The organism is Leisingera daeponensis, from assembly GCF_019801465.1.
Lineage (GTDB): Bacteria > Pseudomonadota > Alphaproteobacteria > Rhodobacterales > Rhodobacteraceae > Leisingera > Leisingera daeponensis_A.
The window spans coordinates 659607-684326 of record NZ_JAHVJA010000002.1 but is presented as its reverse complement, the minus strand read 5'-3'; the positions used below and the strand labels follow the sequence as shown (position 1 = coordinate 684326).

Below are 24720 nucleotides of genomic sequence, written 5' to 3'. Positions count from 1 at the left end.
AGGGGGCGGCATACCATGGGGAAATTCCTTGCCCTGATCCTGATCGTCTCCAGCCTCGCGGCCGGGGGGGCGATGTATTACCTGCAGGTCTATGGCTTCTATGACGAGGTCGCGCTGCAGCCGGGCCGCGATGTGATGCTGGTGCCGCTGGATGGCGGCGAGGCCCAGCCGATTGCCTATGCGGATTTTGAGGCGATTGACGCCGACAGCTCCCCCATCCGTTACCGGGCCTGTTTCACCACCAAGGTGTCGCCGGATCAGCTGGCGCAGGTCTTTACCCTGTCGGACAAGACAGAGCCGCGCAATGCGCCGGACTGGTTCGAGTGCTTTGATGCCGCCGGTATTGGCGCCAAGCTGGCGGAGGGTTCAGCCAAATCCTTCCTGTCGGTCAAGAACATCTCTTATGGCGTCGACCGGATTGTCGCCGTCACCAATGAGGGCCGCGGCTATGTCTGGCATGAGCTGAATGACTGCGGCCAGAAAGCCTATGACGGCACCGTGGTGGGCGAGGAATGCCCGCCGCGGCCTGAGGCCGGCGGAGGCAACGGATAGTGCCCCGCATCTTGCCCGAATTTTCTGAATTTTCCGCTGCGCCCGCCCGCGCGGCCACGCCCGAGGATATCTGATGCCCGATCTGCTGATTGAACTGTTTTCCGAGGAAATCCCGGCCCGCATGCAGGCGCGTGCCGCCGAGGACCTGAAGAAGCGCGTGACCGATGGCCTGGTTGAGGCGGGTCTGACCTATGCCGGGGCCGCCGCGCTGTCGACACCGCGCCGCCTGACCCTGGCGGTGGACGGCCTGCTGGCAGAAAGCCCCACTATCCGCGAAGAGCGCAAGGGGCCGAAAGTGGGCGCGCCGGACAAGGCGATCGAGGGCTTCCTGCGCGGCGCGGGCCTGAGCCGCGAGCAGCTGGAAGAGCGCGAGACCCCCAAAGGTGCAGTTTACTTTGCGATGATCGAAAAGCCGGGCCGCCCGGCAGCCGAAATCATTGCCGAAGTGCTGGAAGACTGTATCCGCAACTTCCCCTGGCCCAAGTCGATGCGCTGGGGCGCAGGCGCCTTGCGCTGGGTGCGGCCCTTGCATTCGATCCTGTGTATCCTGTCGGATGAGGCAGGCGCATCCGTAGTTGATCTGGACATCGACGGCATCAAGTCCGGCAACACCACCCGCGGCCACCGCTTCATGGCGCCGGACGAGATCACCGTCATCGGTTTTGACGACTATGCCGCCAAGCTGAAGCGTGCCCATGTGGTGCTGGATGCCCGCGAGCGGGCCGAGGCGATCTGGCAGGAGGCGGCCAATCAGGCCTTTGCCAACGGGCTGGAAGTGGTCGAGGACAAGGGCCTCTTGGCCGAGGTTGCCGGGCTGGTCGAATGGCCGGTGGTGCTGATGGGCGCGATTGACGAAGAATTCCTGGCACTGCCGCCGGAGGTGCTGCAGACCTCGATGAAGGAGCATCAGAAGTTCTTCTCGGTGAAGAACCCCAAGACCGGCCGGATCGAGAAATTCATCACCGTCGCCAACCGCGAGACCGCGGACAATGGAGCCACCATCCTGGCGGGCAACCAAAAAGTCCTGTCGGCGCGCCTGGCGGATGCCAAGTTCTTCTGGGAGAACGACCTGCGCACCGCGAAATCCGAGGCAGGCATGAGCGTCTGGGTGGAGAACCTGGGCAACGTGACCTTCCACAACAAGCTGGGCACCCAGGCGGCGCGGATTGACCGTATCGCCGCGCTGGCGCGGGAGATCGCGCCGGTTGTTGGGGCTGATGAGGATCTGGCGGAACAGGCGGCGCGGGTGGCCAAGGCCGATCTCAGTTCTGAGATGGTCTATGAATTCCCTGAGCTTCAGGGGCTGATGGGCCGCTACTACGCCGAGGCGGCGGGCCTGCCCTCAGCCGTGGCAAACGCCTGCCAGCAGCATTATTCGCCGCTGGGCCCGGGCGACGATGTGCCGTCGGAGCCGGTTTCGGTGGCCGTTGCGCTGGCCGATAAGCTGGACACGCTGACCGGCTTCTGGGCGATTGACGAAAAGCCCACCGGCTCCAAGGACCCGTTCGCCCTGCGCCGCGCTGCGCTGGGGGTGATCCGGCTGGTGCTGGAGAATGATGTGCGGATGTCGCTCAATTTGGTCTTTGGCAAAGCCGCTGAGATTACTGGCAAGCGTGAAGGTGCGTCAGGTGAAGCATTTGCTGATGTGAACGACCTCCTCTCCTTCTTCCATGACCGTCTCAAGGTCTTCCTGCGCGATCAGGGCATCCGCCATGACGTGATCGACGCCTGCATCGCCATGGACGGCAACGACGACCTGACCCTGCTGGTTAAGCGTGCCCGCGCGCTGGAGAATTTCCTGAAGACCGAGGACGGCGAGAACCTCTTGCAGGGCTTCAAACGCGCCAACAACATCCTGTCCCAGGCAGAGGAAAAGGATGGCGTCGAGTATTCCTATGGCGCCGACCGCAAGTTTGCCGAGGATGACAGCGAAAAAGCGCTGTTCGATGCGCTGGAGGCAGGCGGGGCGGCGATCTCTCCGGCCATCGCGGCCGAGGATTTCGCGGCCGCCATGCGGGGCATGGCGGCCCTGCGGGCACCCATCGATGCGTTCTTTGAAGCGGTGCAGGTCAATGCGGACAGTGAAGTGGTGCGCCGCAACAGGCTGAATCTTCTCAGCCAGATCCGCGCGGTTTGCGGCCAGGTGGCGGACCTCACCAAGGTTGAGGGCTGAGAGAGTCGCCCGCTCTTTCACCTTTCCAAAATGACTCCAGCCGGAAGCACCGGCCTTTCCGTCAGGGAAGGCCGGTTTTTCGTATCTGCACCCGCTTTATGCGTCGCCGCCCTGTTACAAGACTCTTGCGCCGTCGCCGCATCCCCTTATGGTGACAGGCAAAGGAGACACGCTGCAGTGCAGAAAGATTTCGAACAGACCCCGCCGGCTTGCCTCATCACAGCGACCGCACCGATTGCCACCGCCACCCATGGCGGGCGGGCCAAGTGCTTGCAGCGGCTGGTGCGGCTGGACCTGCCGGTGCCGCGCACGGTGGCGCTGTCTTTTGATGCGGTGCACTCCATTGCCGAAGGTCAGATGCCGGACCTGGATGTGGTGCTTTCGGAGTTCGATCACGAGGCGCTGCTGTGCGTGCGCCCGTCTTCGGAGGACCCGGACTGGGGCGGTCCAGGGGCGATCCTGAATATCGGCATGAACGATGCGCGCTATGTCGACCTCTGCGACAGCTTGGGGCGGGAGGCCGCGGCGGCGCTTTATTTGCGGTTCGTGCAATCCTATGCGGTGCATGTGGCGCGTCTGGACCCGGATGTGTTCGATGATGTCGAGGACGGCGGTCCCGATGCGCTGAGCGAAATCCTGCATGCTTATGAGGCGGAGACGGATGAGCCGTTCCCGCAGGACCCGAGCGAGCAGCTGGCGGCAGTGCTGCGCTCAATGGCACGGGCCTGGGAGGGAACTTCGGCGCGGCTGCTGCGCCAGGCCAAGGGCGCGCCTGCCGATGCGGGCCTGGGTCTGGTGGTGCAGGAGATGATCCCGGGCGTAGGGCAGGGCGAGTGCGGCTCCGGTGTTTTGCAGCTGGTGAATTCGACGACGGGCATGCCGCAGCTGACCGGCCGCTACCTGAGCCAGAGCCAGGGACGCGATGCGCTGGGCGCCGGGGCCAAGGCGTTGTACCTGGGCAAGGATGCGCGCGGGCTGTCGCTGGAGGAGCTGGCGCCGGAGGCCTTTGCTGATCTGAAAGCCCATGCCGCGCTGATGCGGGTGAAGCTGCGCGAAGAGATGCAGCTGGAGTTTGTCGTCGAAAACGGCCGGGTGCATATCCTGGACGGGGTCCGCGTCACGCGGTCGGCGCAGGCGGCGGTCCGCATTGCGGTGGCACTGGCCGAGGATGGGGTGATCTCCAAGGAAGAAGCGCTGATGCGGGTTGATGCGCATATCCTCAATGAACTGCTGCACCGCCAGGTGGCACCGGATGCCAAGCGCGACGTCATCGGCCGCGGGATTGCGGCCAGCCCCGGTGCGGCCACCGGTAAGCTAGTGTTCACTGCTGCAGGCGCGCAGGCCAGTGCCGCGCGCGGCGAACCTTGCATCCTGGTGCGCCGGGAAACCTCGCCTGAGGATGTGCGCGGCATGCATGCCGCCGCAGGGGTGCTGACAGAAAAGGGCGGCATGACCAGCCACGCCGCGGTGATTGGCCGCGGGCTGGGGTTGCCGTGCATTGTCGGCGCCTCCAACATGAAATTCCACAGCAAGCGCAAGATGCTCGAGGCGGCGGACGGCCGGGTGTTCAAACCGGGCGATACCATTACCATTGATGGCAGCAGCGGCCAGGTGCTGGCAGGCCAGCCGCAGATGCTGGAGGCTGCCGAGGACGGGGCGCTGCTGACCTTGCTGACCTGGGCGGACGAAGCTCGCGACATTGGTATCCGGGCCAATGCGGATACGCCGGAAGATGCTGAAATGGCGCGAAAGTTCAATGCGCAGGGTATCGGGTTGTGCCGCACCGAGCATATGTTCTTTGAGCCCGGGCGGCTGACGGTGATGCGGGAGATGATCTTTGCGGAGACACCCTCGGGGCGGGCGGCGGTATTGGAACGTTTGCTGCCAATGCAGCGCGATGACTTCCGCGAGCTGTTCCGGATCATGGAAGGCATGCCGGTTTGCATCCGCCTGTTCGACCCGCCGCTGCACGAGTTCCTGCCAGCCACCAAGACCGGTCAGCGTGAGCTGTCCGAGGCGCTGGGTATTCCGGTCAGCGACGTGACCCGCCGGGTTGAGGAGATGGACGAGTACAATCCGATGCTGGGCTTGCGCGGTGTGCGGCTGGGCGTCACCGTGCCGGAAATCTATGACATGCAGGCTAGGGCCATTTTCGAGGCCACGCTGGAGGCTTCGAAATGGGGTGAGCCAGTGGTGCCGGAGATCATGATCCCGCTGGTATCTGCCAAGCGCGAGGTGGAGCTGGTCAAGGCCCGCATTGATGCGGTGGCTGCCGCAGTCAAATTCGAGCGCGGCGAGGATTTCACCTACCGGCTGGGCGTGATGGTAGAAACGCCGCGGGCAGCGCTGCGTGCGGGGGAAATCTCGCCGCATACGGCGTTCCTCAGTTTCGGCACCAATGACCTAACGCAGATGACCTATGGCCTGTCGCGGGACGATGCCGGGCGGTTCATGTCACAGTATGTGAACCAGGGTGTGTTTCCGGAAGATCCGTTCCATGTTCTGGATACCGACGGGGTCGGCGAATTGCTGAAACTGGGGGTTCGGCGCGGCCGGGAGGAGAACGGCGCTATCACGCTGTCGATCTGCGGCGAGCATGGCGGCAACCCCGAATCGATTGCATTTTGCCGTGACGCGGGCTTTGACTACGTTTCGTGTTCGCCGTTTCGTGTGCCGGTTGCGCGGTTAGCCGCTGCCCAGCTGGCGATTGGCAGTAAAACCGGGCAGGTCGCGCCAACTTACGCTAAATATTAGGAAAATACAGTCTGCCTTTCAGCGGGAAGCGGTGTCAGGTGCGCGTACCGGTTAACCACGTTGTCGCGGCGCGGGGGGGCAAGCTGGACGTTGCTGACCAATTCCATTAAGGGATGCGACCGCATGTGGCCGGGGAAACCGGTTGCAAGCTGCGAGGACGGGGGAACCCTGAATGAAATTGTTGACTATGATCGCCGTGATGGCTGCCACCATCACGATGGGTAAGAGTGTTGCTGCCGAAACCGGCCTGGATACGCTGATCGAGCGTGAACAGGCCAGTCTGAATGCGGTGCCTGCGCGGAAGTTCAGCGGATTCTTTGGTTTCCGCACTAATCCGTTCAAGAGCCGCAAGAACGGTGCGCAACAGGTGGAGTATTCCAAGGCCTGGCTGGACAACCAGCCGAAAGCCACCGGCGGCGAGCAGTTCGCCTGTCTGGCTGAGGCGTTGTACTTCGAGGCGCGGGGCGAGACCGTGAAAGGCCAGTTTGCGGTGGCTGAGGTGATCCTGAACCGGGTCAAGAGCGAGCAGTTCCCGGACACCCCCTGCGGGGTGATCAATCAGGGGACCGGGCGCAAGTACCAATGCCAGTTCACCTACACCTGCGACGGATACGAGGAAGTGATCCGCGAGAAGAAAGCGTATCAGCGAGTGGCCAAGGTAGCCCGCGCGGCGCTGGACGGGTTGAAATCCGAGCTGACAGAAGGCGCGACCTACTATCACACCACAGCGGTGCGGCCGCGCTGGAGCCGGGTTTTCACAAACACCACGCGCATTGGCGTTCATCTGTTCTATCGCGACGATCGCTATCAGACCGCGATGAGCAACTGATGGCCTGAAGGCGGCATGCATGTGCCGCTTTCTGCCACTGGCATGGCGTATGCGGGACTGTTAAGAAGCCGCTGAAAGTCTATTGTTGGGACCCACACCTGACACAGCCAGCCAAAGGCCCTTTTCCAATGCCCTCAGAAATCCGCCTCGCCTTTGCGCATCCGTCCGAGCGTTCCATGGCAACTGCCGCGCCGGGACCGCTGGACCGTATTTCCCTGCGTGACCATATCGTCGAAGTGGAGATCGGCGCGTTCCAGGCGGAGCGCGGCACTACCCAGCGGATTTGCTTTAACGTGGTTGTCGAAGTAGCGCCGCTGCCCAAGGATCTGGATGATGATGTCGACCGGATCCTGTCCTACGACAAGGTGACCGAGGCCATCGCCCATGAACTGGCGGCCGAGCGGCTGAACCTGCTTGAGACGCTGGCGGAACGCGTGGCCGAACGGATCCTGCTGGAGCATCAGGCTGTGCGCGCTTTTGTGCGGATCGAAAAGCTGGACCGCGGTCCCGGCGCACTGGGCGTCGAGGTGGTGCGCTCCAAGGACCAGATCAGCCACCTGAAAGGCGAGGAAGACCGTCCGCATCCGCGGTTGATGTACTTGTCCAATGCTGCCATCGACAGCGACAACCTGACTTCCTGGATCGACCAGATGGAGTGCCGCAAGCGGCCGCTTATCCTCTGTGTCGGAACCCACCCGCTGACAGTGCCCACGACCGGACATAAATGGACCCAGCGCCGGATTGACCTTCTGGCGATTGAACAGAATGCTTGGCGCTTGGCAGCCAAGGATGATCGCTGCGTTGTGGTGTCCACCCGGACCGAACTGGACTGGGCCATGAAGAACCGCCAGATTTGCGTTTGGGCGCCCTCCAAGATTGTGCTCGACGCGGTGGAGGGGCCTTCGGCGCCGCCCTCGAACTCGGTGGCTTTGGCGGCTTGGTTCGCGTCGACTTTTGCAGCAGGCGAAATGATTGTGCTTGGCGGGGATTTGCCGGATAATCCCGGCGTTCCCTTGCGGAGCGTCAGCGTGGAGCAAGCTCAACTGTGATTTACTACCGGCCGTTGGTTCAGCATGGCGAGGCACGCCCGGAAGGGGCTGTGCCGCTGGCAGGCAGTTCCTTGTGGTTTACCGAAGTCGAGATTCTCAGCCGGGGGGCGCCGCCGCGGATTGCGCCGGCCGGGCTGGTTCCGGAGAAAGAGCGGCGGCGCCTGAGCGCGCGGCGGGCATCTATTGCCGGGCTGGACATGACGCAGCCGCAGATCATGGGCATCCTGAATGTCACCCCCGACAGCTTCTCTGACGGCGGCAAGCATGCAGGCGTAGAGGCAGGCAAAGCTGCGGCGCTTCAGATGGTGGCGGATGGCGCCACGATCATTGATGTCGGGGGCGAATCCACCCGGCCCGGGGCAGATGAGGTTGCTGAGGCGGCGGAGATTGAGCGTACCGCGCCGGTGATCGCTGCGATCCGCGCCGTAAGCCAGGTGCCGGTTTCGATCGACACCCGTAAAGCCAATGTCGGAATGGAAGCGCTGGAGGCCGGCGCGGATCTCTTGAACGACGTATCCGGCTTCACCTTCGATCCGGCTCTGGCGCCGCTGGCAGCGCAGGCCAATGTGCCGGTCTGCATCATGCATGCTCAGGGCGATCCCTCGACAATGCAGGCAAACCCTCAGTACGGAAATGTGCTGCTGGATGTTTATGATTTCCTGAGCGCGCAGATTGACCGGCTGGAAGCGACCGGGGTGATCCGCGAGCAGATTGTGATTGATCCGGGTATTGGCTTTGGCAAGACGCAGGCGCATAACCTGACGCTTCTGCGTAACCTCAGCCTGTTTCACGGGCTTGGCTGCCCGATATTGCTGGGCGTGTCGCGCAAGAAATTCATCGGCACCATCGGCGAGGAGCCGCAGGCCGATGCCCGCGCGCCCGGTTCGATAGCCGTGGGGCTTGCAGCCCTGGCGCAAGGCGTGCAATTCCTGCGGGTGCATGACGTGGCTGAAACGGTTCAGGCCCTGCGGCTTTGGCAGGCAGTCCGGTAAGGCCTTTGGGCAGGAAAGCATAATGCGGAAACTTTTTGGTACCGACGGCGTGCGCGGCACCGCCAATACCCATCCCATGACCGCCGAAATGGCACTGCGCATCGGCGCCGCTGTCGGGCGCTATTTCCGGCGCGATGGCACCGGGGTGCACCGGGTGGTGATCGGCAAGGACACCCGGCTGTCCGGCTACATGTTTGAAAACGCGCTGACCGCGGGGCTGACCTCGACCGGTATGAACGTTCTGCTGCTGGGCCCGGTGCCGACGCCGGCGGTGGGGCTGATGACACGATCGATGCGGGCGGATCTGGGGGTGATGATCTCTGCCAGCCACAATCCGTCCGAGGACAACGGCATCAAGTTCTTTGGCCCTGACGGCTTCAAGCTGTCGGACAGTGCGGAGATGGAAATTGAGGCGCTGGTCGAGGCCGGGGTTGAGCCGGCCCAGGCCGCCAACATCGGCCGCGCCAAGCGGATCGACGATGCCCGCTTCCGCTACGGCGAGCGGGTCAAGAGCTCCCTGCCGCGCAATTTGGGCCTGAACGGGTTGAAGGTTGTGATTGACTGCGCCAATGGCGCGGCGCACCGGACAGCGCCTGAGGTTCTGTGGGAGCTGGGCGCCGAGGTGATCCCGGTGGGTGTGGCGCCGGATGGGCTGAACATCAACCGGGGCTGCGGCTCGACCCAGCCGCAGACGGCGGCTGAGGCCGTGGTGGCGCATGGGGCGCATGTCGGGATCTGCCTGGACGGGGACGCCGACCGGGTAATCCTGATTGACGAGACCGGCACGGTGGCGGATGGCGATCAACTGATGGCGCTGCTGGCGACGCGCTGGGCCGAACAGGGCCAGCTGCAAGGCGGCGCGCTGGTGGCGACAGTGATGTCGAACCTCGGGCTGGAGCGCCACCTGGAAAGCAAGGGGCTGGGGCTGGAACGCACCGCCGTGGGTGACCGCTATGTGGTGGAGCGCATGCGCGAAGGCGGGTTCAACCTGGGCGGCGAGCAATCCGGCCATATCGTGATGAGCGACTATGCCACCACCGGCGACGGGCTGATGGCGGGGCTGCATTTCCTGGCGGAAATGGTGCAGACGGGGCAAAGGGCCTCCCAGCTGGCGCATCAGTTCGAAACCGTGCCGCAGCGGCTGCGCAACGTGCGGTTCCAGGCGGGCCAGATGCCGCTGGAGGATGCGCGGGTGCAGGAGGCGATTGCCGCGGCTGAGAAGATGCTGGACGGCCAGGGGCGCCTGTTGATCCGCAAATCCGGCACCGAACCGCTGGTGCGGGTGATGGCCGAGAGCGAGGACGCCGAAGTGATGACGCTGGCAGTCGACAGCGTGGTCGCCGCGGTTGAAGCGGCTGTCGCGGACTAAGCGGGCAGGGGGGGGGGGGCGCGCTCAGCGCCCTTTGCTGAACAGGCGGCTGAGCCTGCCGAACTGGCTGAGGCCAAGGCCGCCCAGGATCATTACCATTGCCAGCAGCATCGAGGGCGGCAGCTCCTCGCCCAGGAACACCGCCCCAAGCACCACGGCCCAGACCGGCACTTGGTAATTGGTGAGGGTCATGAAGGTGGGGCCTGCCTCGCGCACCACGATGACGCGCAGCAGGTTTGCTGCGGCGGTGGGGATCAGGCCGAGGATGGCGGCAATTATTAGGGTGCGGGTGTCCGGCATCACCGGCGGGCCTTCGGCGGCCCAGGCGGCCGGGAAGATGATGAAGCAGCCGATCACCAGGAGGACAGCCGCCAGTCCCACGGGATCCACCGCCGGCAGGCGGCGGGTCAGGATCGAGCTGACCGAATAGCAGGCCGCTGCGGACAGGCAGGCGGCGCGGCCATAGGCTTCCAGCTCGGTGCCGCTGGTTTCAAACGCCTTGCCGCCGATCAGCAGCGCAACACCGGCAAAGCCGATGCAAAAGCCGATGAGGCGGCGCAGGGTCATCTGCTCACCCGGCACAAAGAAGTGTGCTAGCGGCAGCACCATCAGCGGGATTGCCGCCATGCTGACGCCGGTAAAGCCGGAGGAGACATGCTGCTGGCCCCAGGAGATCAGCATGAAGGGCAGGGCGGTGCTGAGAATGCCGATCAGGATCAGCGACGGCCAGTTGGCCTCACCCCGAAACAGCTTGAACCCGCGCCACCCCCAGACCGCACAGAGCAAGAGCGCGGCAAATCCGATCCGGCTGGCCGCCAGCCAGAACGGGGTGATGCCGTCCAGCGCCAGCTTGATCAGCAGAAACGTCCCGCCCCAGACAAAGCCTAGGGTGGCGATCATCAGCCAGTAGCGCGGTGCGATATCGGGCATGGGTCCCTCGTGCCGGTTTCCGCGCGACAAGACCCCGCCGGGCAGGCGGGGTCAATGGCAATTGCTTTGTTATCTATCGAACGGTTTGCGCTTCACGCCACGCGCGGGCGGCGGCTGCGGCTGAGCAGGAGGCCGCCGAGGATCAGCGCCAGCGCGGCAAACAGCTGCGGCGGCAGGGTTTCGCCCAAGAGGGCGGCACCGAAGATCACCGACCAGACCGGCACCTGGTAGTTCACAGTGGACAGGAATGCCGGGCCTGCGCTGCGGGCAACCTGCACCAGCAGCACCTGGGCGAGGGCGGTTGGCAAGAGGCCAAGGTATAAGACGGCACCAAGCGGCAGGGCGGCGGGCAAGTCCGGCACGCCCTCAGCCCAAAGCGCGGCGGGGGTCATCATGGCGGCTCCGCACAGGAGGGCTGCGGCAGATAGCGACAGCATGTTCACCTGCGGGCAGAGCCGGGTGATGATCGAGCCGATGGCGTAGCACAGCGAGGCGCCAAGGCAGGCGAGGCGCGCGAGCGATTCAAAGTCGGTTCCAGCGGAGCGGAAGGCATCCAGCCCGATCAGCACGACCACGCCGGCAAATCCGATCAGAAAGCTGATGGTGCGGCGCAGGGTCATATGCTCGCCCGGGACCAGCACATGCGCCAGCGGCAGCACAAACAGCGGCACCACCGCCATGCAGACCCCGGCAAAGCCGCTGGCCACGTAGGTCTGCCCCCAGCTGAGCAGGGTGAAGGGCAGGGCGTTGGTAAAGAACCCCATGCCAATGGCGCAGGCCCAGATGACGCGGCCGTCACGCGTGCGGAGCGAGGGCAGGCCGATGCCCATCGCATAGACGACGGCCAGCAGGCAAACCGCGCCGATCGAAATCCTGAGCGCGGCGATGGTCATCGGCGGGAAGCCCCGCAGCGCCAGCGACACCGCCATGAAGGAGGCGCCCCAGATCACGCCGAGGAACAGAAGCTTGGCCCAATTGGCGGCGCCGGGGGAGTCTGGCATCGGATAACCTCAATAAAATAAATGAAAAAGGGCGCCCCAAAATGGAGCGCCCTGCAGAGGTAAGGTCAGCGGAGGGTTCCGCGGGCGCCTTAGTTCTTCTCTTTGTCGACCATCTTGCCGGCCGAGATCCACGGCATCATGCCGCGCAGCTTGGCGCCGGTTTCCTCGATCAGGTGCTCGTCGTTGGCGCGGCGCGAGGCCTTCAGGGTCGGCTGGCCAACCTGGTTCTCCAGCATGAAGTCGCGGACGAATTTGCCCTGCTGGATGTCTTCCAGAACCGCTTTCATGCGGGCTTTGGTTTCGTCGTACTTCAGGATGCGCGGGCCGGTGACGTACTGGCCGTACTCGGCGGTGTTGGAGATCGAGTAATCCATGTTGGCGATGCCGCCTTCATAGATCAGGTCAACGATCAGCTTCACTTCGTGCAGGCATTCGAAGTAGGCCATTTCCGGGGCATAGCCGGCTTCGACCAGGGTTTCGAAACCGCAGCGGATCAGCTCAACCAGGCCGCCGCAGAGAACCGCCTGCTCGCCGAACAGGTCGGTTTCGCATTCTTCGCGGAAGTTGGTCTCAATAATGCCGGAGCGGCCGCCGCCGATGGCGGAGCAGTAGGACAGGCCGGTTTCCAGCGCTTTGCCGGTGGCGTCGGTGTGAACCGCGACCAGGCAGGGCACGCCCCCGCCTTTGGTGTATTCGCCGCGCACGGTGTGGCCGGGGCCCTTGGGCGCCATCATGATGACGTCGACGCCTTCTTTCGGCTCGATCAGGCCGAAGTGCACATTCAGGCCGTGCGCGAATGCAATGGCTGCGCCCGGCTTGATGTTGTCGTGGACGTATTTCTTGTAGGTCTCAGCCTGCAGTTCGTCGGGCATGGTGAACATGATCACGTCGCACCAGGCGGCCGCTTCTGCGATGCCCATGACCTGCAGGCCTTCGCCTTCGGCTTTCTTGGCGGAGGGGGAGCCTTCGCGCAGGGCAACGACAAGGTTCTTGGCGCCGCTGTCGCGCAGGTTCAGCGCGTGGGCGTGGCCCTGGGAGCCATAGCCCAGGATGGCCACTTTCTTGTCCTTGATCAGGTTCACATCGCAATCGCGGTCGTAATAAACGCGCATGATCCACGTCCTTTCGTTTGGTGTTTGAGGGCATCATAGGCATGCGGGCGGGGAAGGCGATTGCTGTTGTGCATGAATTTTACAGTTTCTTTGCAGTAGTCATTCGTCATTTGGCCTGATAGTGATGAAATCATGCTTGATGATCTCGACAGGCGCATTCTGCGCTATATGCAAAGCGACCCGGAGCAATCGATTCCGGATTTGGCCGAACGGCTGGGCCTTTCGGCTTCGCGGCTTTCGCGGCGGCTGGAGAAGCTGCGCGAGGCGCGCGTGATCCTGGGCCAGCGGGCGGTGGTCGACTGGCGGGCCCTGGGGTATGAGGTTGAGGTGTCGCTGCGGGTGACGCTGGACAAGACCAATCCGCGCGCCTTTGACGAGTTCATCGAGGCCGCCCGCGGCATTGCCGAGGTGATCGAGATTCAGACCTTTCTGGGCCAGGTCGATGTACGGCTTTCGGTGATTGCGCGGGACATGCCACATTACCAGCAGATCTACCGCGCAGCCATTTTGAACCTCCCGCATATCACCGATATCGAGGCGCTGATGCATGTGGCGCGGATCAAATCGGATGAGGTGCTGCCGGTATGAGTGCGCTGGATGATCTGGATTTTGCCATCCTGCGGGCGCTGTCGGAGGATGCGACCTTGTCGGCAGGCGCCTTAGGGCGGCAGCTGGGCCTCAGCCAGCCTGCCACATGGCGGCGGATCAAGCGGCTGCAGGAGACGGGCATCATCGCGGGCCGCAGGCTGGAACTGGACAAGGAAAAGCTGGGGTTTGGCGTCACCGTCTTTCTGGGGGTGAAGCTGGCCACCAAGGGGCGGGTCTCGTTGGAGGACTTTGAACGCGCGGTCTCTGCCATCCCCGAAGTGCAGACGGTGGAGCATGTGCTGGGCATGTACGATTACCGCCTGCGGGTCACGGCGCGGGACATTTCGGACTTTGAGCGCGTGCTGCGGCGCCGGGTGATGACGCTGCCGGGGGTGGGGAATGTCGAGGCCAATGTGCTGCTGAGCGAGGAGCGGCGGCCGGGGCCGCTGGGCTGAGGCCGAACTTTTTTGCCGCTGCGAAACCGGCTTGGCGCAAATACGGGTGTTTTCTGTCGTGCTTGGGCTGTCTTTTCCCGTCCGTTTCGCCAGTATCCCCTTCGGAGAACGGCGGCGGTGCTGTATGCCATTGTAGGCTTTGCCAAAGCCTGCGGCGCCGGCTAGCCGTTTGTAAAGGAATACAACAAGGGAGGCCCAGATGGCACTGCTCGACACCGTGGACCCGCAGGGTCTGGATGAATTCTCGGTGGTTTTCACCGACCGCTCGCTCAACCACATGTCCAAGACCTTCCAGCAGGTGATGCTGGACATCAACGCGATGCTGAAAGAGGTCTATAACGCTGAAGCCGTGGCGCTGGTGCCCGGCGGCGGGACTTATGCGATGGAGGCGGTGGCGCGCCAGTTTGCCCGCGGGTCCAATGCGCTGGTGGTCCGCAACGGCTGGTTCTCCTACCGCTGGAGCCAGATTTTCGAGGCGGGCGGCTTCACCGCGTCCTCGACCGTGATGAAAGCGCGCTGCACCGGCAATGAATCTGCCTCTCCGTTCGAACCCGCACCGATTGCCGAGGTTGTCGCCGCGATCAAGGAGCAGAAGCCGGACATCGTCTTTGCACCGCATGTGGAAACCGCCGCCGGGGTGATTTTGCCGGACGACTATGTGACCGCGATGGCCGCCGCCGCGCATGAGGTCGGCGCGCTGATGGTGCTGGACTGCATCGCCTCTGGCTGCGCCTGGGTCGACATGAAGGCCACCGGCGTCGATGTGCTGATCTCGGCACCGCAGAAGGGCTGGAGCGCCTCGCCGTCAGCCGGTCTTGTGATGTTCTCGGAGAAAGGGCTGGCGCGGCTGGAGGAAACCACTTCGGACAGCTTTGCCATCAACCTTAAGCAATGGCGCACCATCATGAAGGCCTATGAGGATGGCGGCCACGCCTATCACGCCACCATGCCGACCGATGCGCTGAAGGCGTTCCGAGACACCATGCTGGAAACCAAGGAATACGGTTTCGAGAAGCTGCGGGATGCGCAATGGGCGCTGGGCAACGGCGTGCGCGCGATGCTGAAGGAAAAGGGCATCACCTCGGTTGCCGCGGATGGCTTCGGCGCGCCAGGTGTGGTGGTGAGCTACACCAGCGACCCGGATGTGCAGAACGGCAAGAAGTTCCTGGCGCTGGGCACCCAGATCGCCGCGGGCGTGCCGCTGCAGTGCGACGAACCCGCCGATTTCCGTACCTTCCGCCTGGGCCTGTTCGGCCTCGACAAGCTCTATGATGTGGATGCCACCCTGGCGCGGCTGAAGACGGTCTTGGACCAAGTGCTGTAAACGCACCGGCGTTTCATCTTTCTAAAAATACTCCCGCCGGAGGCAGCGGCTTTCCATCAGGAAAGCCGCGTACTTTACTTAACCCCCAGCCCCATCTGCATCAGCGTCTTGCGCACCGGTGCCAGCGAGTAAAGCGCGTTGAGGCCAAAGGCGCGCAGATCACGCAAGGGGCGCGGCGCCAGCATCGAGGTGCGGTTCAGGAGGTCGATGCCCTTTACCCGCAGCAGGATTTCATTGTGGCGGGCCTTGTGGTAGGCGGCCAGCATCTGGGCATCACCTAAGGATTCGGGGCGGGCCTCGGCCAGCTCCAGCAGGCTGCGCAGATCGCCCAAGGACATGTTAAGGCCTTGTGCGCCAATCGGCGGCACCACATGGGCGGCTTCGGCCATCAGCGCCAGACGCTCGCCGTTCAGCCGCTCTGCCGACTGGCTGATGATCGGCCAGATGGTGCGGCGCGACGCCAGTTTCAGATCGCCGAACAACCCGCAGCTGCGTTTGGTCATCGCGGCCTCAAAGGCGGCAGGCTTCAGGTTAAGCAGTTCCTGCGCGCGCGGACCGCGTTCCATCCAGACAATCGCGGAGGACGGCTGGCCCTGGTAATCGGGCAGCGGCACCAGGGTGAACGGGCCGCCGGAGCGGTGGATCTCGGTCGAGACGTTTTCGTGAGGCACCGGGTGGGTGACGGCAAAGGCCAGCGCCTTTTGCCCGTAACGGGTGGTTTTCACCGGAATGCCCGCGGCCTCGCGCATCGGGGAGTTGCGGCCGTCGCAGGCCACCACCAGCTTGGCCGTCACCTGGCTGCCGTCGCTGAGGCTGACGCGCGCCTCATCGGTGCGGGTGAAGAGGCCCGTAGTGCCGGTGCCAAAGCGCATATCCACGTTCGGCAGCTCCGCAAGCCGGGCAATCAACTCGCGCCGCAGGAGCCAGTTGGGCAGGTTCCACCCAAAGGGCTGGTCGGAGATATCGGCGGCGTTGAAGTCCTTGACCACCCGCGGCTCGGGCCGGGCGCCGCCGGCATCGACGATGCGCATGATTTGCAAGGGGGCGGCGTGGCCCGCCAGCCGGGCCCAGATCCCGCATTGCTCCAGCAGCGCTTGGGCTGGCTGCAGAAAGGCGGTGGTGCGCAGGTCAGCGCCTTCGGCGTCGCGTTCTGTCACTGGCGGGGCCGGGTCGGCGCAGATCACGCTGAACCCGCTGGAGGCAAAAGCGGCGGCTGCGGTCAGTCCCGCAATGCCGCCGCCGGAAATCAGGATGTCGCAGGTCTCGGCCATGGTCTCAGCCCTCCGTTGTTGCCCTGAAATAGGCCCTGACGGAGGGGGAAGACAAGCAGCAACCTGCCGCGCGGGGAATTAGCCGCGGGTGATGGAGATCAGCACCAGGAAGACCACCGGCACCATGCACACTGCCGGGATGTAGAGGCCGGGGATGCCGAACAGCATGATCGCGCAGCCCCACAGGCTGACAAAGGTTGCCAGGGCGTACCAGATGTTTTCCTCCGGGCCATAGGCGACCTCTTTGATCATCCGTCCCAGCAGCGGCACGGCAAACAAGATGCGCTGCCACAGGGTCAGTTGGGCGGGGAGGGTATATGCGCTCATCGGGTGGTCTCCTGCGTTTGGGTTCGCGGCGCATATAGGGAGGAAAAGATGCTGCAAACAGGTGTATTTTGCCGCAGTTGCAGAAACTTGCCGGAATGCCCAGGCACACATTCCGCGATGCGGCAATTGACGGATGAATAGCGCCGCCGGACCTGCGCAGGTATCAGGTCAGAGCGGCCAGGAAGCCTGCCAGATCATCTGAATGATGATGGATATGTGCGGCCTTGACCGGCTCCGGCGCTACATGCACGGTGCGCATGCCCATCTCATGCGGGGCGGTTAGATTGCGCGGGTCATCCTCGAACATGGCGGCCTGCTGCGGGGCGATTCCGGCGCGGGCAAACACCCGGTTGAAGGCGCGGCGTTCGGGCTTGGGGTGGTAGTCCGCGTGTTCGACGCCGAAGACCTCATCGAACAGTCCGGACAGCCCGCGGGCGGCCAGCACCCGTTCGGCATAGGGGGCAGAGCCGTTGGTATAGACGATCTTCTTGCCCGGCAAGTTGCTGATTGCAGCCGCCAGCGGCGCGTCTTCCTCCAGGTGGTCCATCGAGATGTCATGCACCGCGACCAGATAGGGATCAGGGTCCAGATCGTGTTCCCGCATCAGCCCGGCTAGAGTGGTGCCATGCTCGCGCCAGTAGTGGCTGCGCAGGCGGTCGGCCTCCGCCTTGTCCACCTTGAGCGCGTCCATCACATAGGCGGTCATCTTGACCTCTATCTGGTCAAACAGCCGCGCAGACGGGTGATAGAGGGTGTTGTCCAGATCGAACACCCATTGGCGGACGTGGGAAAAGGATTGTTTGGGCATGCCGACGGAGTAGGGCGGTGCGGCCGGATTTGCAATCAAAAGCGCATTTTGCCTGCGGGTTTTCAGCACTTTGGCGCCATCAGGGTTGATTGCTGACCGCCGCGCTGTAGAGATTGTCGGATCGGAACAGACAGGAACGACCATGAGCCAGAGCCGCAGCAACCAGAAAGATGCCTATGCGCTGATCCTTGAGGCAATCGATTCCGGGATCTACAAACCGGGCGACCGGCTGGTGGAAAGCGATCTGGCGGAACGCTTTGGCGTATCGCGCACTCCGATCCGCGAAGCGTTGCAGCGGCTGGAAACCCAATCACTGCTGGAGCGAGATGGGCGGTCTTTGATTGTGGCCTCGCTGGATCACAACCAGATGGCCGAGCTTTATGTGGTGCGGCGCGAGCTGGAGGGGTTGGCAGCGCGGCTGGCGGCGCGCCATGCCACCGAGGAAGAGATCAAGGTTCTGAAGGAGATGGTCGAGGCTGACGACAAGCTGATCGGCGATCCGGCTGCGCTGTCCAAGGCCAATCGCCGCTTTCATGAGCAGATCCACTTGGCCTCGCACAACCGTTACCTGGTGCAGCAGCTGGATCTTGTGCACCGGACTATGGCGCTGATGGCGACAACGTCGCTGGCTGCCGAGGGCCGCAGCGAGATTGCCCAGTCCGAGCACAAAGGGATCGTCGATGCGATCAGCCGCCGGGATGAGGCTGCGGCGGGCGAGGCGCTAAAGGAACATATCTCGATCGCCTTCATGACCCGGCTCAAGCAGGACGCCAGCGGACGGGGATAAGCCTCCGTAGCCGGTGCCGGTTCTTGGCCGCGGGTATTATGCCGTGCGCTGTCTTGTCCCAAAAAAACGGGCGGGCGAGCATTTCGTGCGCGGCTTTGAGCACGGCGATGGCCCCCATTGGAAAGTAGAGAACCATCACCGGTGCCCAGACCGCCAGCCAGGGCCGCTGCGCTGCAAAAGCCGCGGTGATGCTGATGACCAGCCCCAGCCCTTCAAAGAACACCAGCGCCGCCGCCGCAAGCGTCAGCAAAAGCGGCGGCAGGCTGTCTGCGGTGGGATGGGGAAGGCCAAGTGCTATCAGCCAGAACGACCAAAGAACTGGGGCAAAGAAAAACTGCCCGATAGTTCCCAGAAAGAAAGCCTGAAAGCCCAGGAAGCGTTTCCAGCCGAGTTCATTCAAGAGGCGCAGCGGTTGGCGCATATGCACCAGGTAGGTTAGCATGAACCCTTTCAGCCAGCGGGAGCGTTGCTTTATCCAGGGCCAGGGGCGCCAGTTTGCCTCTTCAAAGGTGGTGCTAGGCAGCATTTCCGTGTGGTACCCTGCCCGGTAAAGGCGGACGCCCAAGTCAGCGTCCTCAGTCACGTTATGGGCATCCCAACTGCCCAGTTCCTCCAGTACGTCGCGCCGGACAAACATAGTGGTGCCGCCCAGCGGCACCACAAGCCCAAGGTTGGCGATCCCGAGCAGGACGATCCGGAACCAGCTAGCATACTCCAGCGTGAAGCAGCGCGAAATCCAGTTGGTGCCAGGATTGTAATAGTCGAGCACCCCTTGAAAGCAGGCTGTGCGTTCATCTGCGCTGAAAAAAGCTTGCGCCACCTTATCCAGTTGATCCGCTTGGGGTGCATCTTCGGCGTCCCACACCCCGATTATACTTCCGCGGCAGAAGTTCAGCGCGTAGTTCATCGCCCGCGGCTTGGTGGTCAGCCCGCCGAAGGCCGGCACCTCGACGACGCGGATCCAGGGCGGCAGACGGGTGTTCTCCAGGGCCGCACGGGTTATGCGGTCATGCTCTTCCAGCACCAGAATCACATCGGTCAGCGCCCGCGGGTAGCGAAGCTTGCGGATGCGGACGAGCAGAGCGCGGCTGATCTCCGCCTCCTTGTACAGCGGCAGGAGAATTGAAATGACTGGCTGTTCAGGCGGAGCACCCGGAAAAACAGCAGGCGGGGCGGGGCTCCGGCGGGCCTTTGCGGTCCAAAAAGAGACGAGCCCGCAAAGCTTGAGCGCAGTGAACAGGAGCACAGAGAAAAGTGCCGTCACGCTAAGGAGGGTGAAAACCGCTGCGGGGGCAGCCCAGCAAAGATATGCTACTGGCAAGGCGCAGGCGCTCAGCAGGACGCGGCCTTTGGCAGGCTGCAATGTGCGGCAGCTCAAACGCGGGGCAACGCTGCGGCTGGCCTCGCGTGCGAGTGCTGTGCGGAAATGGGAGGTCAGCAACGCGGTGATCTGCGCTTCGCTGGCCAGAACCGGAATGACCTGCTTGAAACTGCCCTGAAGATCCTGTTGCAGAGCCTCAAACCGGTCGGGATGGGCAATGGCAATTGTGACGGCCTGACCAAGCTGCATCCACGGCAACGCGCAATGGCGCAGCCAGAACTGTGCCGGTTTGCATGCCAGAAGCCGGGCATTGGCCATCTGACCGGTCAAGTCGGCGCGGGGCATGCGGTATTGCCGGGACAAGGTGTCGTGCACCCGGTCTTCGCTCGCCAAACCTTCGGCAATCAACACCCGCCCCAGTGCCGCTTTCTGGTGCTGGCGCAGCACCAGGGCCTTCATCATGCTGCTGCCGTCGACTGGCGGCAGCCCATCCCCTGACCCGCCGCGATTGGGGGGAACTTCGTGCTGCGTCGGCAGGAGCTTCCGCAGCGGCTGTGACGCATAAACCATCGCCTGTCCGCAACACTGATTACAGAGGCCCTCAGGCTGGCGGCGGGGGTTTAAGAATTGGTAAATACGGTGTTAACCATGACGGCTGAACGTCATGGTTAACAGGTTTTTTACGCAGATTTGCGCTCGGCCATTGCCTCGGCAAAACGTTCAAACAGGTAGTAGCTGTCCTGCGGGCCGGGGCTGGCTTCCGGATGGTGCTGCACCGAATAGACTGGGCGGCCGGAAATCCGGATGCCGCAGTTGGACCCGTCGAACAGCGACACATGGGTCTCTTCTACGCCTTCCGGCAAGGTCTGCGCATCCACCGCAAAGCCGTGGTTCATCGAGGTGATCTCCACCTTGCCTGTGGAATGCTCTTTGACCGGGTGGTTGGCGCCGTGGTGGCCGTGGTTCATCTTGACGGTCTTCGCCCCCAGCGCCAGCGCCAGCATTTGGTGGCCGAGGCAGATGCCGAAAACCGGCAGGTCTGCCTTCAGCACGTCCTGGATCATCGGTACAGCATATTCACCTGTGGCCGCCGGGTCGCCCGGGCCGTTGGACAGGAACACGCCGTCCGGGTTGTGCGCCAGCACCTCCTCTGCGGTGGCGGTGGCCGGCAGTACGGTTACGTCACAGCCGGCGGAGGCCAGGCAGCGCAGGATGTTGCGCTTGGCGCCATAGTCGACTGCCACAACCTTGTGCTTGGGGGCTTCCTGGCGGGCATAGCCTTCCGGCCAGGCCCAGCGCATTTCATCCCAGCGGTAGCTTTGCGCACAGGTGACGTCCTTGGCCAGGTCGAGGCCGACCAGGCCGGACCAGGCGCGGGCCTTGGCGACCAGCGCCTCAACGTCGAAATTGCCCTCGGGGTCATGCGCCAGCGCGACGTGCGGGGCGCCCTGCTGGCGGATCGCGCGGGTCAGGCGGCGGGTGTCGACGCCGCCAATGGCGATGCGGCCGGTGCGGGTCAGCCAGTTTTTCAGCTCCTCGGTGGCGCGCCAGTTGGAGGCCAGGGTCGGATCCCATTTCACCACCATGCCGGCGGCAACCGGGTCTGCGGTCTCGTCATCCTCGGGCGTCACGCCGGTGTTGCCGATGTGGGGGAAGGTGAAGGTGACAATCTGGCCGGCGTAGGACGGATCGGTCATGATCTCCTGGTAGCCGGTCATCGCAGTGTTGAAGCAGAGCTCGGCCACGGTTTCGCCGGTGGCGCCGAAACCGGTGCCGTAAAAGACGGTGCCATCAGCGAGCGCCAGGCATGCGGTGGGCTTGGTCGGGGCGGAAGCGGCCATTGCGCGAGTCTCCATGCGGGTGAAATTCATGGGCTTGTAAGGGGAGCGCACATTCGGGTCAAGCCTGCTCAGGGCCGTGCAGTTTACGCCGGGTGCGGAATGGAAAGTTTACTGTAAACTTGCACAGCTGCATAAGAATGGATAACCATCGGTGTCCGGCAACCATGGGGATGCTTTTGAATATGGATACGCGCACTCGGGTCAATCAGGCCCTGAAGCAGGCGATGAAAGACAAGGCCGCGCAACGGCTGTGCACGTTGCGGCTGATCAATGCCGCGATAAAGGACCGCGAAATTGCAGCCCGCGCCGATGGCGAGGAAACCGGGATCGGGGATGAGGAAATCCTGGCCATTCTCGGCAAGATGACCAAGCAGCGCAAGGAAAGCGCCCGCGCCTACGAGGAAGGCGGGCGGCTTGATCTGGCGGAGCGGGAGCTGGGCGAAATCGCTGTCATCGAGGAATTCCTGCCGCAGCAGTTGAGCGACGAGGAAGCAGCCGAGGCGGTGAAGGCGGTTGTGGCGGAGACCGGCGCCGAATCGATTCGCGATATGGGCAAGGTGATGGCCGCGCTGAAGGCAAAATACACCGGCCAGATGGATTTCGGCAAAGCCGGCCCCATGGTCAAGGATCAGCTTTGCAGCAAGGGCGACTGCTGAGTTCCGGCCTGAAAAGGGTAAAAGCGGAAAGATAAATGGATCAGGCCCGTTCGACGGGCCTTTTCTTTGTGCTCAGCGGGTGAAGGCGGACTTCAAATCGCCGTAAAGCGCGACCCGTTCGTCCTCCGACAGGAAGGCACCGATTTCCACCTCGCGGCCGCAGCCGCGCAGGGTGACATAATGCGGCACCGGCCCGTCATTGTCGTGCATCTCGACGCTTGCCCAATAGCGGTTGCAGTGCCAGCTCTGCCGTCCGCCGTCAGGGTTGATGCGCTCCAGCCTTGCCTCATCGGGTCCAATGGTCAGCACTTCGAGGATCTGGTGGTCGCGGCGGCTGCGGTCCAGAGCAAACTTCATCCCGAACAACGCCAGCAGCAGGAAAGGCAGCAGCCCCCACAGCAGGGCGGAGCCCAGCACCGGAATCAGCGGCACGCAGATCAGAACCGCAGTGAGTCCGAGGAACCGTGCATAGCCCCGCGGAGGCAGCGATTGATGCGGCCACAGGTGCAGTTCGCGTTCGGCTCCGGCTTCAGGGCGGGTCCAGTTGTAGGGCATCGTGCAGCGCCTGTTAGGAAACGGGATATCAGTTAAATGATGTGGCGGAACCCGGCGGTGTCCACTGCGGCTTTTTAGCCCGGCAGCAGAACATGAAAAGGCCCCGGGGCGTCAGCTCCGGGGCCTTTCTGTATCAGCTTGTCAGCCGCTTAGTGCGAATGCGAGCGGTCCCACTCTTCCTGCTTGGGCAGGATTTCGAAGGTGTGCTCCGGCGGCGGGGAGGGCAGGGTCCACTCCAGGGTGTCTGCGTATTCGTTCCAATAGTTGTTCTGGGTGACGCGGGCGCCGCGCAGCAGCGAATAGATCACCACGCCGAAGAACAGCAGGAACGAGGCAAAGGACAGGAACGCGCCGTAGGAGGAGATCTTGTTCCAGTAGGCGAAACCTTCCGGGTAGTCGATGTAGCGGCGCGGCATGCCCTGGCGGCCCAGGAAGTGCTGCGGGAAGAAGGTCAGGTTGGCGCCGATGAAGAACATCCAGAAGTGGATCTGGGCGCCCAGCTCGTTGTACTGGCGGCCGGTCATCTTGCCGAAGTAGAAGTAGACGCCTGCGAAGATCGCAAACACCGCACCCAGCGACATCACGTAGTGGAAGTGCGCCACCACGTAGTAAGTGTCGTGATAGGCACGGTCCACGGAGGCCTGCGACAGCACCACGCCGGTCACACCGCCGACCGTGAACAGGAACAGGAAGCCGAAGGCGAACATCATCGGTGCTTTGAACTCGATGGAGCCGCCCCACATGGTAGCGATCCAGGAGAACACCTTCACCCCGGTCGGAACCGCGATCACCATGGTGGCCAGCATGAAGTAGGCCTGCTGGTTCAGCGACATGCCGACGGTGTACATGTGGTGCGCCCACACGACAAAGCCCAGAACGCCGATCGCGATGATCGCCCAAACCATCGGCAGGTAGCCGAAGACGGGTTTACGCGCGAAGGTGGCGATGACGTGGGAGATGATGCCGAAGCCGGGCAGAATCACGATATACACTTCCGGGTGGCCGAAGAACCATAGGATGTGCTGGTACAGGATCGGGTCGCCGCCGCCTGCCGCGTCAAAGAAGGTGAAGCCGAAGTTGCGGTCCATCAGCAGCATGGTGATGGCGCCGGCCAGAACCGGCAGCGACAGCAGGATCAGCCAGGAGGTGACGAAGATCGACCAGGAGAACAGCGGCACCTTGAACAGGGTCATGCCGGGCGCGCGCATGTTCAGGAAAGTGGTGATCATGTTGATCGCACCCAGGATCGAGGAGGCGCCGGAGACGTGCACGGCGAAGATCGCCAGGTCCATCGAGTAGCCGCCTTCGTTCACGGACAGCGGCGGGTACAGAACCCAGCCCACGCCGGAGCCCAGCTGGTCATTGCCGCCCGGGGAGACAACCGAGAGAACAGCCAGTGAGGTGCCTGCGACATACATCCAGAACGACAGGTTGTTCATCCGCGGGAACGCCATGTCCGGCGCGCCGATCTGCAGCGGCATGAAGTAGTTGCCGAAACCGCCGAACAGGGCCGGAATCACCACGAAGAACATCATCAGGATGCCGTGGGCGGTGATCATCACGTTCCAGAGGTGGCCGTTCGGGGTGCATTCCGCAGAGGCGTCTGCGAACATGCGCGCACCCTCCAGGCACATGTACTGAACGCCGGGATCCATCAGCTCCAGCCGCATATAGACGGTGAAGATGACGGAGATGAGACCTGCAATCGCCGAGACGATCAGGTAAAGAATGCCGATATCCTTATGGTTCGTGCTCATGAACCAGCGGGTGAAAAAGCTCCGCTCGTCCTCGTGGCCGTGACCATGAATGGCTGCGTCTGCCATTTAGGTGCCTCCTGCTGCATAACGAAAGGCCCCCGGAGACGGACTCCGGGCGGCCTGGATTCCTTGGGAGTATTAGAGCGGCCCGCCGGGGCCTTCAATGGCGGAGTTTGATATGGATCAAGATTTATTGCCGCAGGGACTTGAATGCTTTGGGAATTGCCAGGACCGGGCTGCTTGACCTGGGTGCAGGGCGGGCGCACAAC

22 protein-coding genes are annotated in these 24720 nt (G+C 63.2%); 12 read left to right on the top strand and 10 right to left on the bottom strand.

Going from position 1 to position 24720, the window contains the following annotated elements:
* Positions 1 to 15: 15 nt before the first annotated feature.
* From KUV26_RS08040 to glmM, 7 genes are all read left to right on the top strand, one after another.
* Positions 16 to 552 (top strand): DUF6446 family protein, encoded by a 537-nt coding sequence (locus tag KUV26_RS08040; RefSeq protein WP_222507961.1) that lies wholly within the window; start codon positions 16 to 18, stop codon positions 550 to 552.
* A gap of 73 nt (positions 553 to 625) precedes the next feature.
* The gene (gene glyS / locus KUV26_RS08035) at positions 626 to 2725 is read left to right on the top strand and encodes a glycine--tRNA ligase subunit beta (protein WP_222507960.1); all 2100 of its coding nucleotides are present in this window, start codon (positions 626 to 628) and stop codon (positions 2723 to 2725) included.
* A gap of 177 nt (positions 2726 to 2902) precedes the next feature.
* Positions 2903 to 5479 (top strand): putative PEP-binding protein, encoded by a 2577-nt coding sequence (locus KUV26_RS08030; protein ID WP_222504069.1) that lies wholly within the window; start codon positions 2903 to 2905, stop codon positions 5477 to 5479.
* Positions 5480 to 5651: 172 nt separating this feature from the next.
* Complete coding sequence (locus KUV26_RS08025) at positions 5652 to 6308, top strand: cell wall hydrolase (RefSeq protein ID WP_261398692.1); 657 nt, start codon at positions 5652 to 5654, stop codon at positions 6306 to 6308.
* Between the two features lie 128 nt (positions 6309 to 6436).
* Entirely contained in the window at positions 6437 to 7357 is a 921-nt protein-coding gene (locus tag KUV26_RS08020; RefSeq protein ID WP_222504068.1) for a dihydroneopterin aldolase, read from the top strand.
* The gene (gene folP / locus KUV26_RS08015; RefSeq protein ID WP_222507959.1) at positions 7354 to 8349 is read left to right on the top strand and encodes a dihydropteroate synthase; all 996 of its coding nucleotides are present in this window, start codon (positions 7354 to 7356) and stop codon (positions 8347 to 8349) included. The genes KUV26_RS08020 and folP overlap by 4 nt, the downstream gene beginning before the upstream one ends.
* Before the next feature lie 22 nt (positions 8350 to 8371).
* A complete protein-coding gene (glmM, locus tag KUV26_RS08010) occupies positions 8372 to 9718 on the top strand; it encodes a phosphoglucosamine mutase (RefSeq protein ID WP_222507958.1) in 1347 nt (448 codons plus the stop codon).
* Between the two features lie 24 nt (positions 9719 to 9742).
* On the opposite strand, the gene KUV26_RS08005 is transcribed toward glmM, so the two are convergent.
* The 3 genes from KUV26_RS08005 to ilvC all read right to left on the bottom strand — a co-directional run bounded on the left by KUV26_RS08005 (position 9743) and on the right by ilvC (position 12761).
* A complete protein-coding gene (locus KUV26_RS08005; RefSeq protein ID WP_222507957.1) occupies positions 9743 to 10648 on the bottom strand; it encodes a DMT family transporter in 906 nt (301 codons plus the stop codon).
* Positions 10649 to 10740: 92 nt separating this feature from the next.
* Positions 10741 to 11649 carry a DMT family transporter gene (locus tag KUV26_RS08000; protein ID WP_222507956.1) on the bottom strand — a complete coding sequence of 303 codons (909 nt, stop codon included), beginning with the start codon at positions 11647 to 11649 and terminating at the stop codon, positions 10741 to 10743.
* Positions 11650 to 11738: 89 nt separating this feature from the next.
* Complete coding sequence (ilvC, locus tag KUV26_RS07995; RefSeq protein WP_027236799.1) at positions 11739 to 12761, bottom strand: ketol-acid reductoisomerase; 1023 nt, start codon at positions 12759 to 12761, stop codon at positions 11739 to 11741.
* A 132-nt stretch (positions 12762 to 12893) separates the two neighbouring features.
* Between ilvC and KUV26_RS07990 the strand changes: the two genes are divergently transcribed.
* The 3 genes from KUV26_RS07990 (at position 12894) to KUV26_RS07980 (ending at position 15128) form a co-directional block, all read left to right on the top strand.
* Positions 12894 to 13349 (top strand): Lrp/AsnC family transcriptional regulator, encoded by a 456-nt coding sequence (locus KUV26_RS07990; protein WP_222507955.1) that lies wholly within the window; start codon positions 12894 to 12896, stop codon positions 13347 to 13349.
* A complete protein-coding gene (locus tag KUV26_RS07985) occupies positions 13346 to 13804 on the top strand; it encodes an Lrp/AsnC family transcriptional regulator (RefSeq protein ID WP_174145422.1) in 459 nt (152 codons plus the stop codon). Before KUV26_RS07990 ends, KUV26_RS07985 begins: the two co-directional genes overlap by 4 nt.
* A 199-nt stretch (positions 13805 to 14003) precedes the next feature.
* Positions 14004 to 15128 (top strand): aminotransferase class V-fold PLP-dependent enzyme, encoded by a 1125-nt coding sequence (locus KUV26_RS07980; RefSeq protein ID WP_222507954.1) that lies wholly within the window; start codon positions 14004 to 14006, stop codon positions 15126 to 15128.
* A gap of 74 nt (positions 15129 to 15202) precedes the next feature.
* On the opposite strand, the gene KUV26_RS07975 is transcribed toward KUV26_RS07980, so the two are convergent.
* The 3 genes from KUV26_RS07975 to KUV26_RS07965 all read right to left on the bottom strand — a co-directional run bounded on the left by KUV26_RS07975 (position 15203) and on the right by KUV26_RS07965 (position 17534).
* Positions 15203 to 16399, bottom strand: a complete 1197-nt coding sequence (locus KUV26_RS07975; RefSeq protein WP_222507953.1) for a UbiH/UbiF family hydroxylase — start codon at positions 16397 to 16399, stop codon at positions 15203 to 15205.
* A 78-nt stretch (positions 16400 to 16477) separates the two neighbouring features.
* A complete protein-coding gene (locus tag KUV26_RS07970) occupies positions 16478 to 16726 on the bottom strand; it encodes a hypothetical protein (RefSeq protein WP_222504060.1) in 249 nt (82 codons plus the stop codon).
* 163 nt (positions 16727 to 16889) lie between these two features.
* Complete coding sequence (locus KUV26_RS07965) at positions 16890 to 17534, bottom strand: pyrimidine 5'-nucleotidase (protein ID WP_222507952.1); 645 nt, start codon at positions 17532 to 17534, stop codon at positions 16890 to 16892.
* Between the two features lie 142 nt (positions 17535 to 17676).
* On the opposite strand from KUV26_RS07965, the gene KUV26_RS07960 reads away from it, so the two are divergent.
* Positions 17677 to 18321 carry a GntR family transcriptional regulator gene (locus KUV26_RS07960; protein WP_222504058.1) on the top strand — a complete coding sequence of 215 codons (645 nt, stop codon included), beginning with the start codon at positions 17677 to 17679 and terminating at the stop codon, positions 18319 to 18321.
* On the opposite strand, the gene KUV26_RS07955 is transcribed toward KUV26_RS07960, so the two are convergent.
* Both KUV26_RS07955 and carA read right to left on the bottom strand, forming a co-directional pair.
* Positions 18293 to 20104, bottom strand: a complete 1812-nt coding sequence (locus KUV26_RS07955) for a glycosyltransferase (protein WP_315900092.1) — start codon at positions 20102 to 20104, stop codon at positions 18293 to 18295. The two genes, KUV26_RS07960 and KUV26_RS07955, sit on opposite strands and share 29 nt — an antisense overlap.
* A 218-nt stretch (positions 20105 to 20322) precedes the next feature.
* Positions 20323 to 21483: a glutamine-hydrolyzing carbamoyl-phosphate synthase small subunit gene (gene carA / locus KUV26_RS07950; protein WP_222504056.1), complete on the bottom strand. Its 1161-nt coding sequence runs from the start codon at positions 21481 to 21483 to the stop codon at positions 20323 to 20325.
* A gap of 182 nt (positions 21484 to 21665) precedes the next feature.
* On the opposite strand from carA, the gene KUV26_RS07945 reads away from it, so the two are divergent.
* Complete coding sequence (locus tag KUV26_RS07945) at positions 21666 to 22139, top strand: GatB/YqeY domain-containing protein (protein ID WP_222504055.1); 474 nt, start codon at positions 21666 to 21668, stop codon at positions 22137 to 22139.
* A 72-nt stretch (positions 22140 to 22211) separates the two neighbouring features.
* Here the strand turns inward: KUV26_RS07945 and KUV26_RS07940 are convergent, their stop codons facing one another.
* Both KUV26_RS07940 and ctaD read right to left on the bottom strand, forming a co-directional pair.
* The gene (locus KUV26_RS07940; protein ID WP_222504054.1) at positions 22212 to 22694 is read right to left on the bottom strand and encodes a DUF2244 domain-containing protein; all 483 of its coding nucleotides are present in this window, start codon (positions 22692 to 22694) and stop codon (positions 22212 to 22214) included.
* Positions 22695 to 22843: 149 nt separating this feature from the next.
* Entirely contained in the window at positions 22844 to 24517 is a 1674-nt protein-coding gene (gene ctaD, locus KUV26_RS07935; protein ID WP_222504053.1) for a cytochrome c oxidase subunit I, read from the bottom strand.
* Between the last annotated feature and the right edge of the window lie 203 nt (positions 24518 to 24720).

Excerpts from the sequence above, each read along its gene's own strand:
- KUV26_RS08040 (WP_222507961.1), top strand. The coding sequence starts at position 16 with ATGGGGAAATTCCTTGCCCTGATCCTGATCGTCTCCAGCCTCGCGGCC.
- glyS (WP_222507960.1), top strand. The coding sequence starts at position 626 with ATGCCCGATCTGCTGATTGAACTGTTTTCCGAGGAAATCCCGGCCCGC.
- KUV26_RS08025 (WP_261398692.1), top strand. The coding sequence starts at position 5,652 with ATGAAATTGTTGACTATGATCGCCGTGATGGCTGCCACCATCACGATG.
- KUV26_RS08020 (WP_222504068.1), top strand. The coding sequence starts at position 6,437 with ATGCCCTCAGAAATCCGCCTCGCCTTTGCGCATCCGTCCGAGCGTTCC.
- glmM (WP_222507958.1), top strand. The coding sequence starts at position 8,372 with ATGCGGAAACTTTTTGGTACCGACGGCGTGCGCGGCACCGCCAATACC.
- KUV26_RS08005 (WP_222507957.1), bottom strand. The coding sequence starts at position 10,648 with ATGCCCGATATCGCACCGCGCTACTGGCTGATGATCGCCACCCTAGGC.
- KUV26_RS08000 (WP_222507956.1), bottom strand. The coding sequence starts at position 11,649 with ATGCCAGACTCCCCCGGCGCCGCCAATTGGGCCAAGCTTCTGTTCCTC.
- ilvC (WP_027236799.1), bottom strand. The coding sequence starts at position 12,761 with ATGCGCGTTTATTACGACCGCGATTGCGATGTGAACCTGATCAAGGAC.
- KUV26_RS07990 (WP_222507955.1), top strand. The coding sequence starts at position 12,894 with ATGCTTGATGATCTCGACAGGCGCATTCTGCGCTATATGCAAAGCGAC.
- KUV26_RS07985 (WP_174145422.1), top strand. The coding sequence starts at position 13,346 with ATGAGTGCGCTGGATGATCTGGATTTTGCCATCCTGCGGGCGCTGTCG.
- KUV26_RS07980 (WP_222507954.1), top strand. The coding sequence starts at position 14,004 with ATGGCACTGCTCGACACCGTGGACCCGCAGGGTCTGGATGAATTCTCG.
- KUV26_RS07975 (WP_222507953.1), bottom strand. The coding sequence starts at position 16,399 with ATGGCCGAGACCTGCGACATCCTGATTTCCGGCGGCGGCATTGCGGGA.
- KUV26_RS07970 (WP_222504060.1), bottom strand. The coding sequence starts at position 16,726 with ATGAGCGCATATACCCTCCCCGCCCAACTGACCCTGTGGCAGCGCATC.
- KUV26_RS07965 (WP_222507952.1), bottom strand. The coding sequence starts at position 17,534 with ATGCCCAAACAATCCTTTTCCCACGTCCGCCAATGGGTGTTCGATCTG.
- KUV26_RS07960 (WP_222504058.1), top strand. The coding sequence starts at position 17,677 with ATGAGCCAGAGCCGCAGCAACCAGAAAGATGCCTATGCGCTGATCCTT.
- KUV26_RS07955 (WP_315900092.1), bottom strand. The coding sequence starts at position 20,104 with ATGATGAAGGCCCTGGTGCTGCGCCAGCACCAGAAAGCGGCACTGGGG.
- carA (WP_222504056.1), bottom strand. The coding sequence starts at position 21,483 with ATGGCCGCTTCCGCCCCGACCAAGCCCACCGCATGCCTGGCGCTCGCT.
- KUV26_RS07945 (WP_222504055.1), top strand. The coding sequence starts at position 21,666 with ATGGATACGCGCACTCGGGTCAATCAGGCCCTGAAGCAGGCGATGAAA.
- KUV26_RS07940 (WP_222504054.1), bottom strand. The coding sequence starts at position 22,694 with ATGCCCTACAACTGGACCCGCCCTGAAGCCGGAGCCGAACGCGAACTG.
- ctaD (WP_222504053.1), bottom strand. The coding sequence starts at position 24,517 with ATGGCAGACGCAGCCATTCATGGTCACGGCCACGAGGACGAGCGGAGC.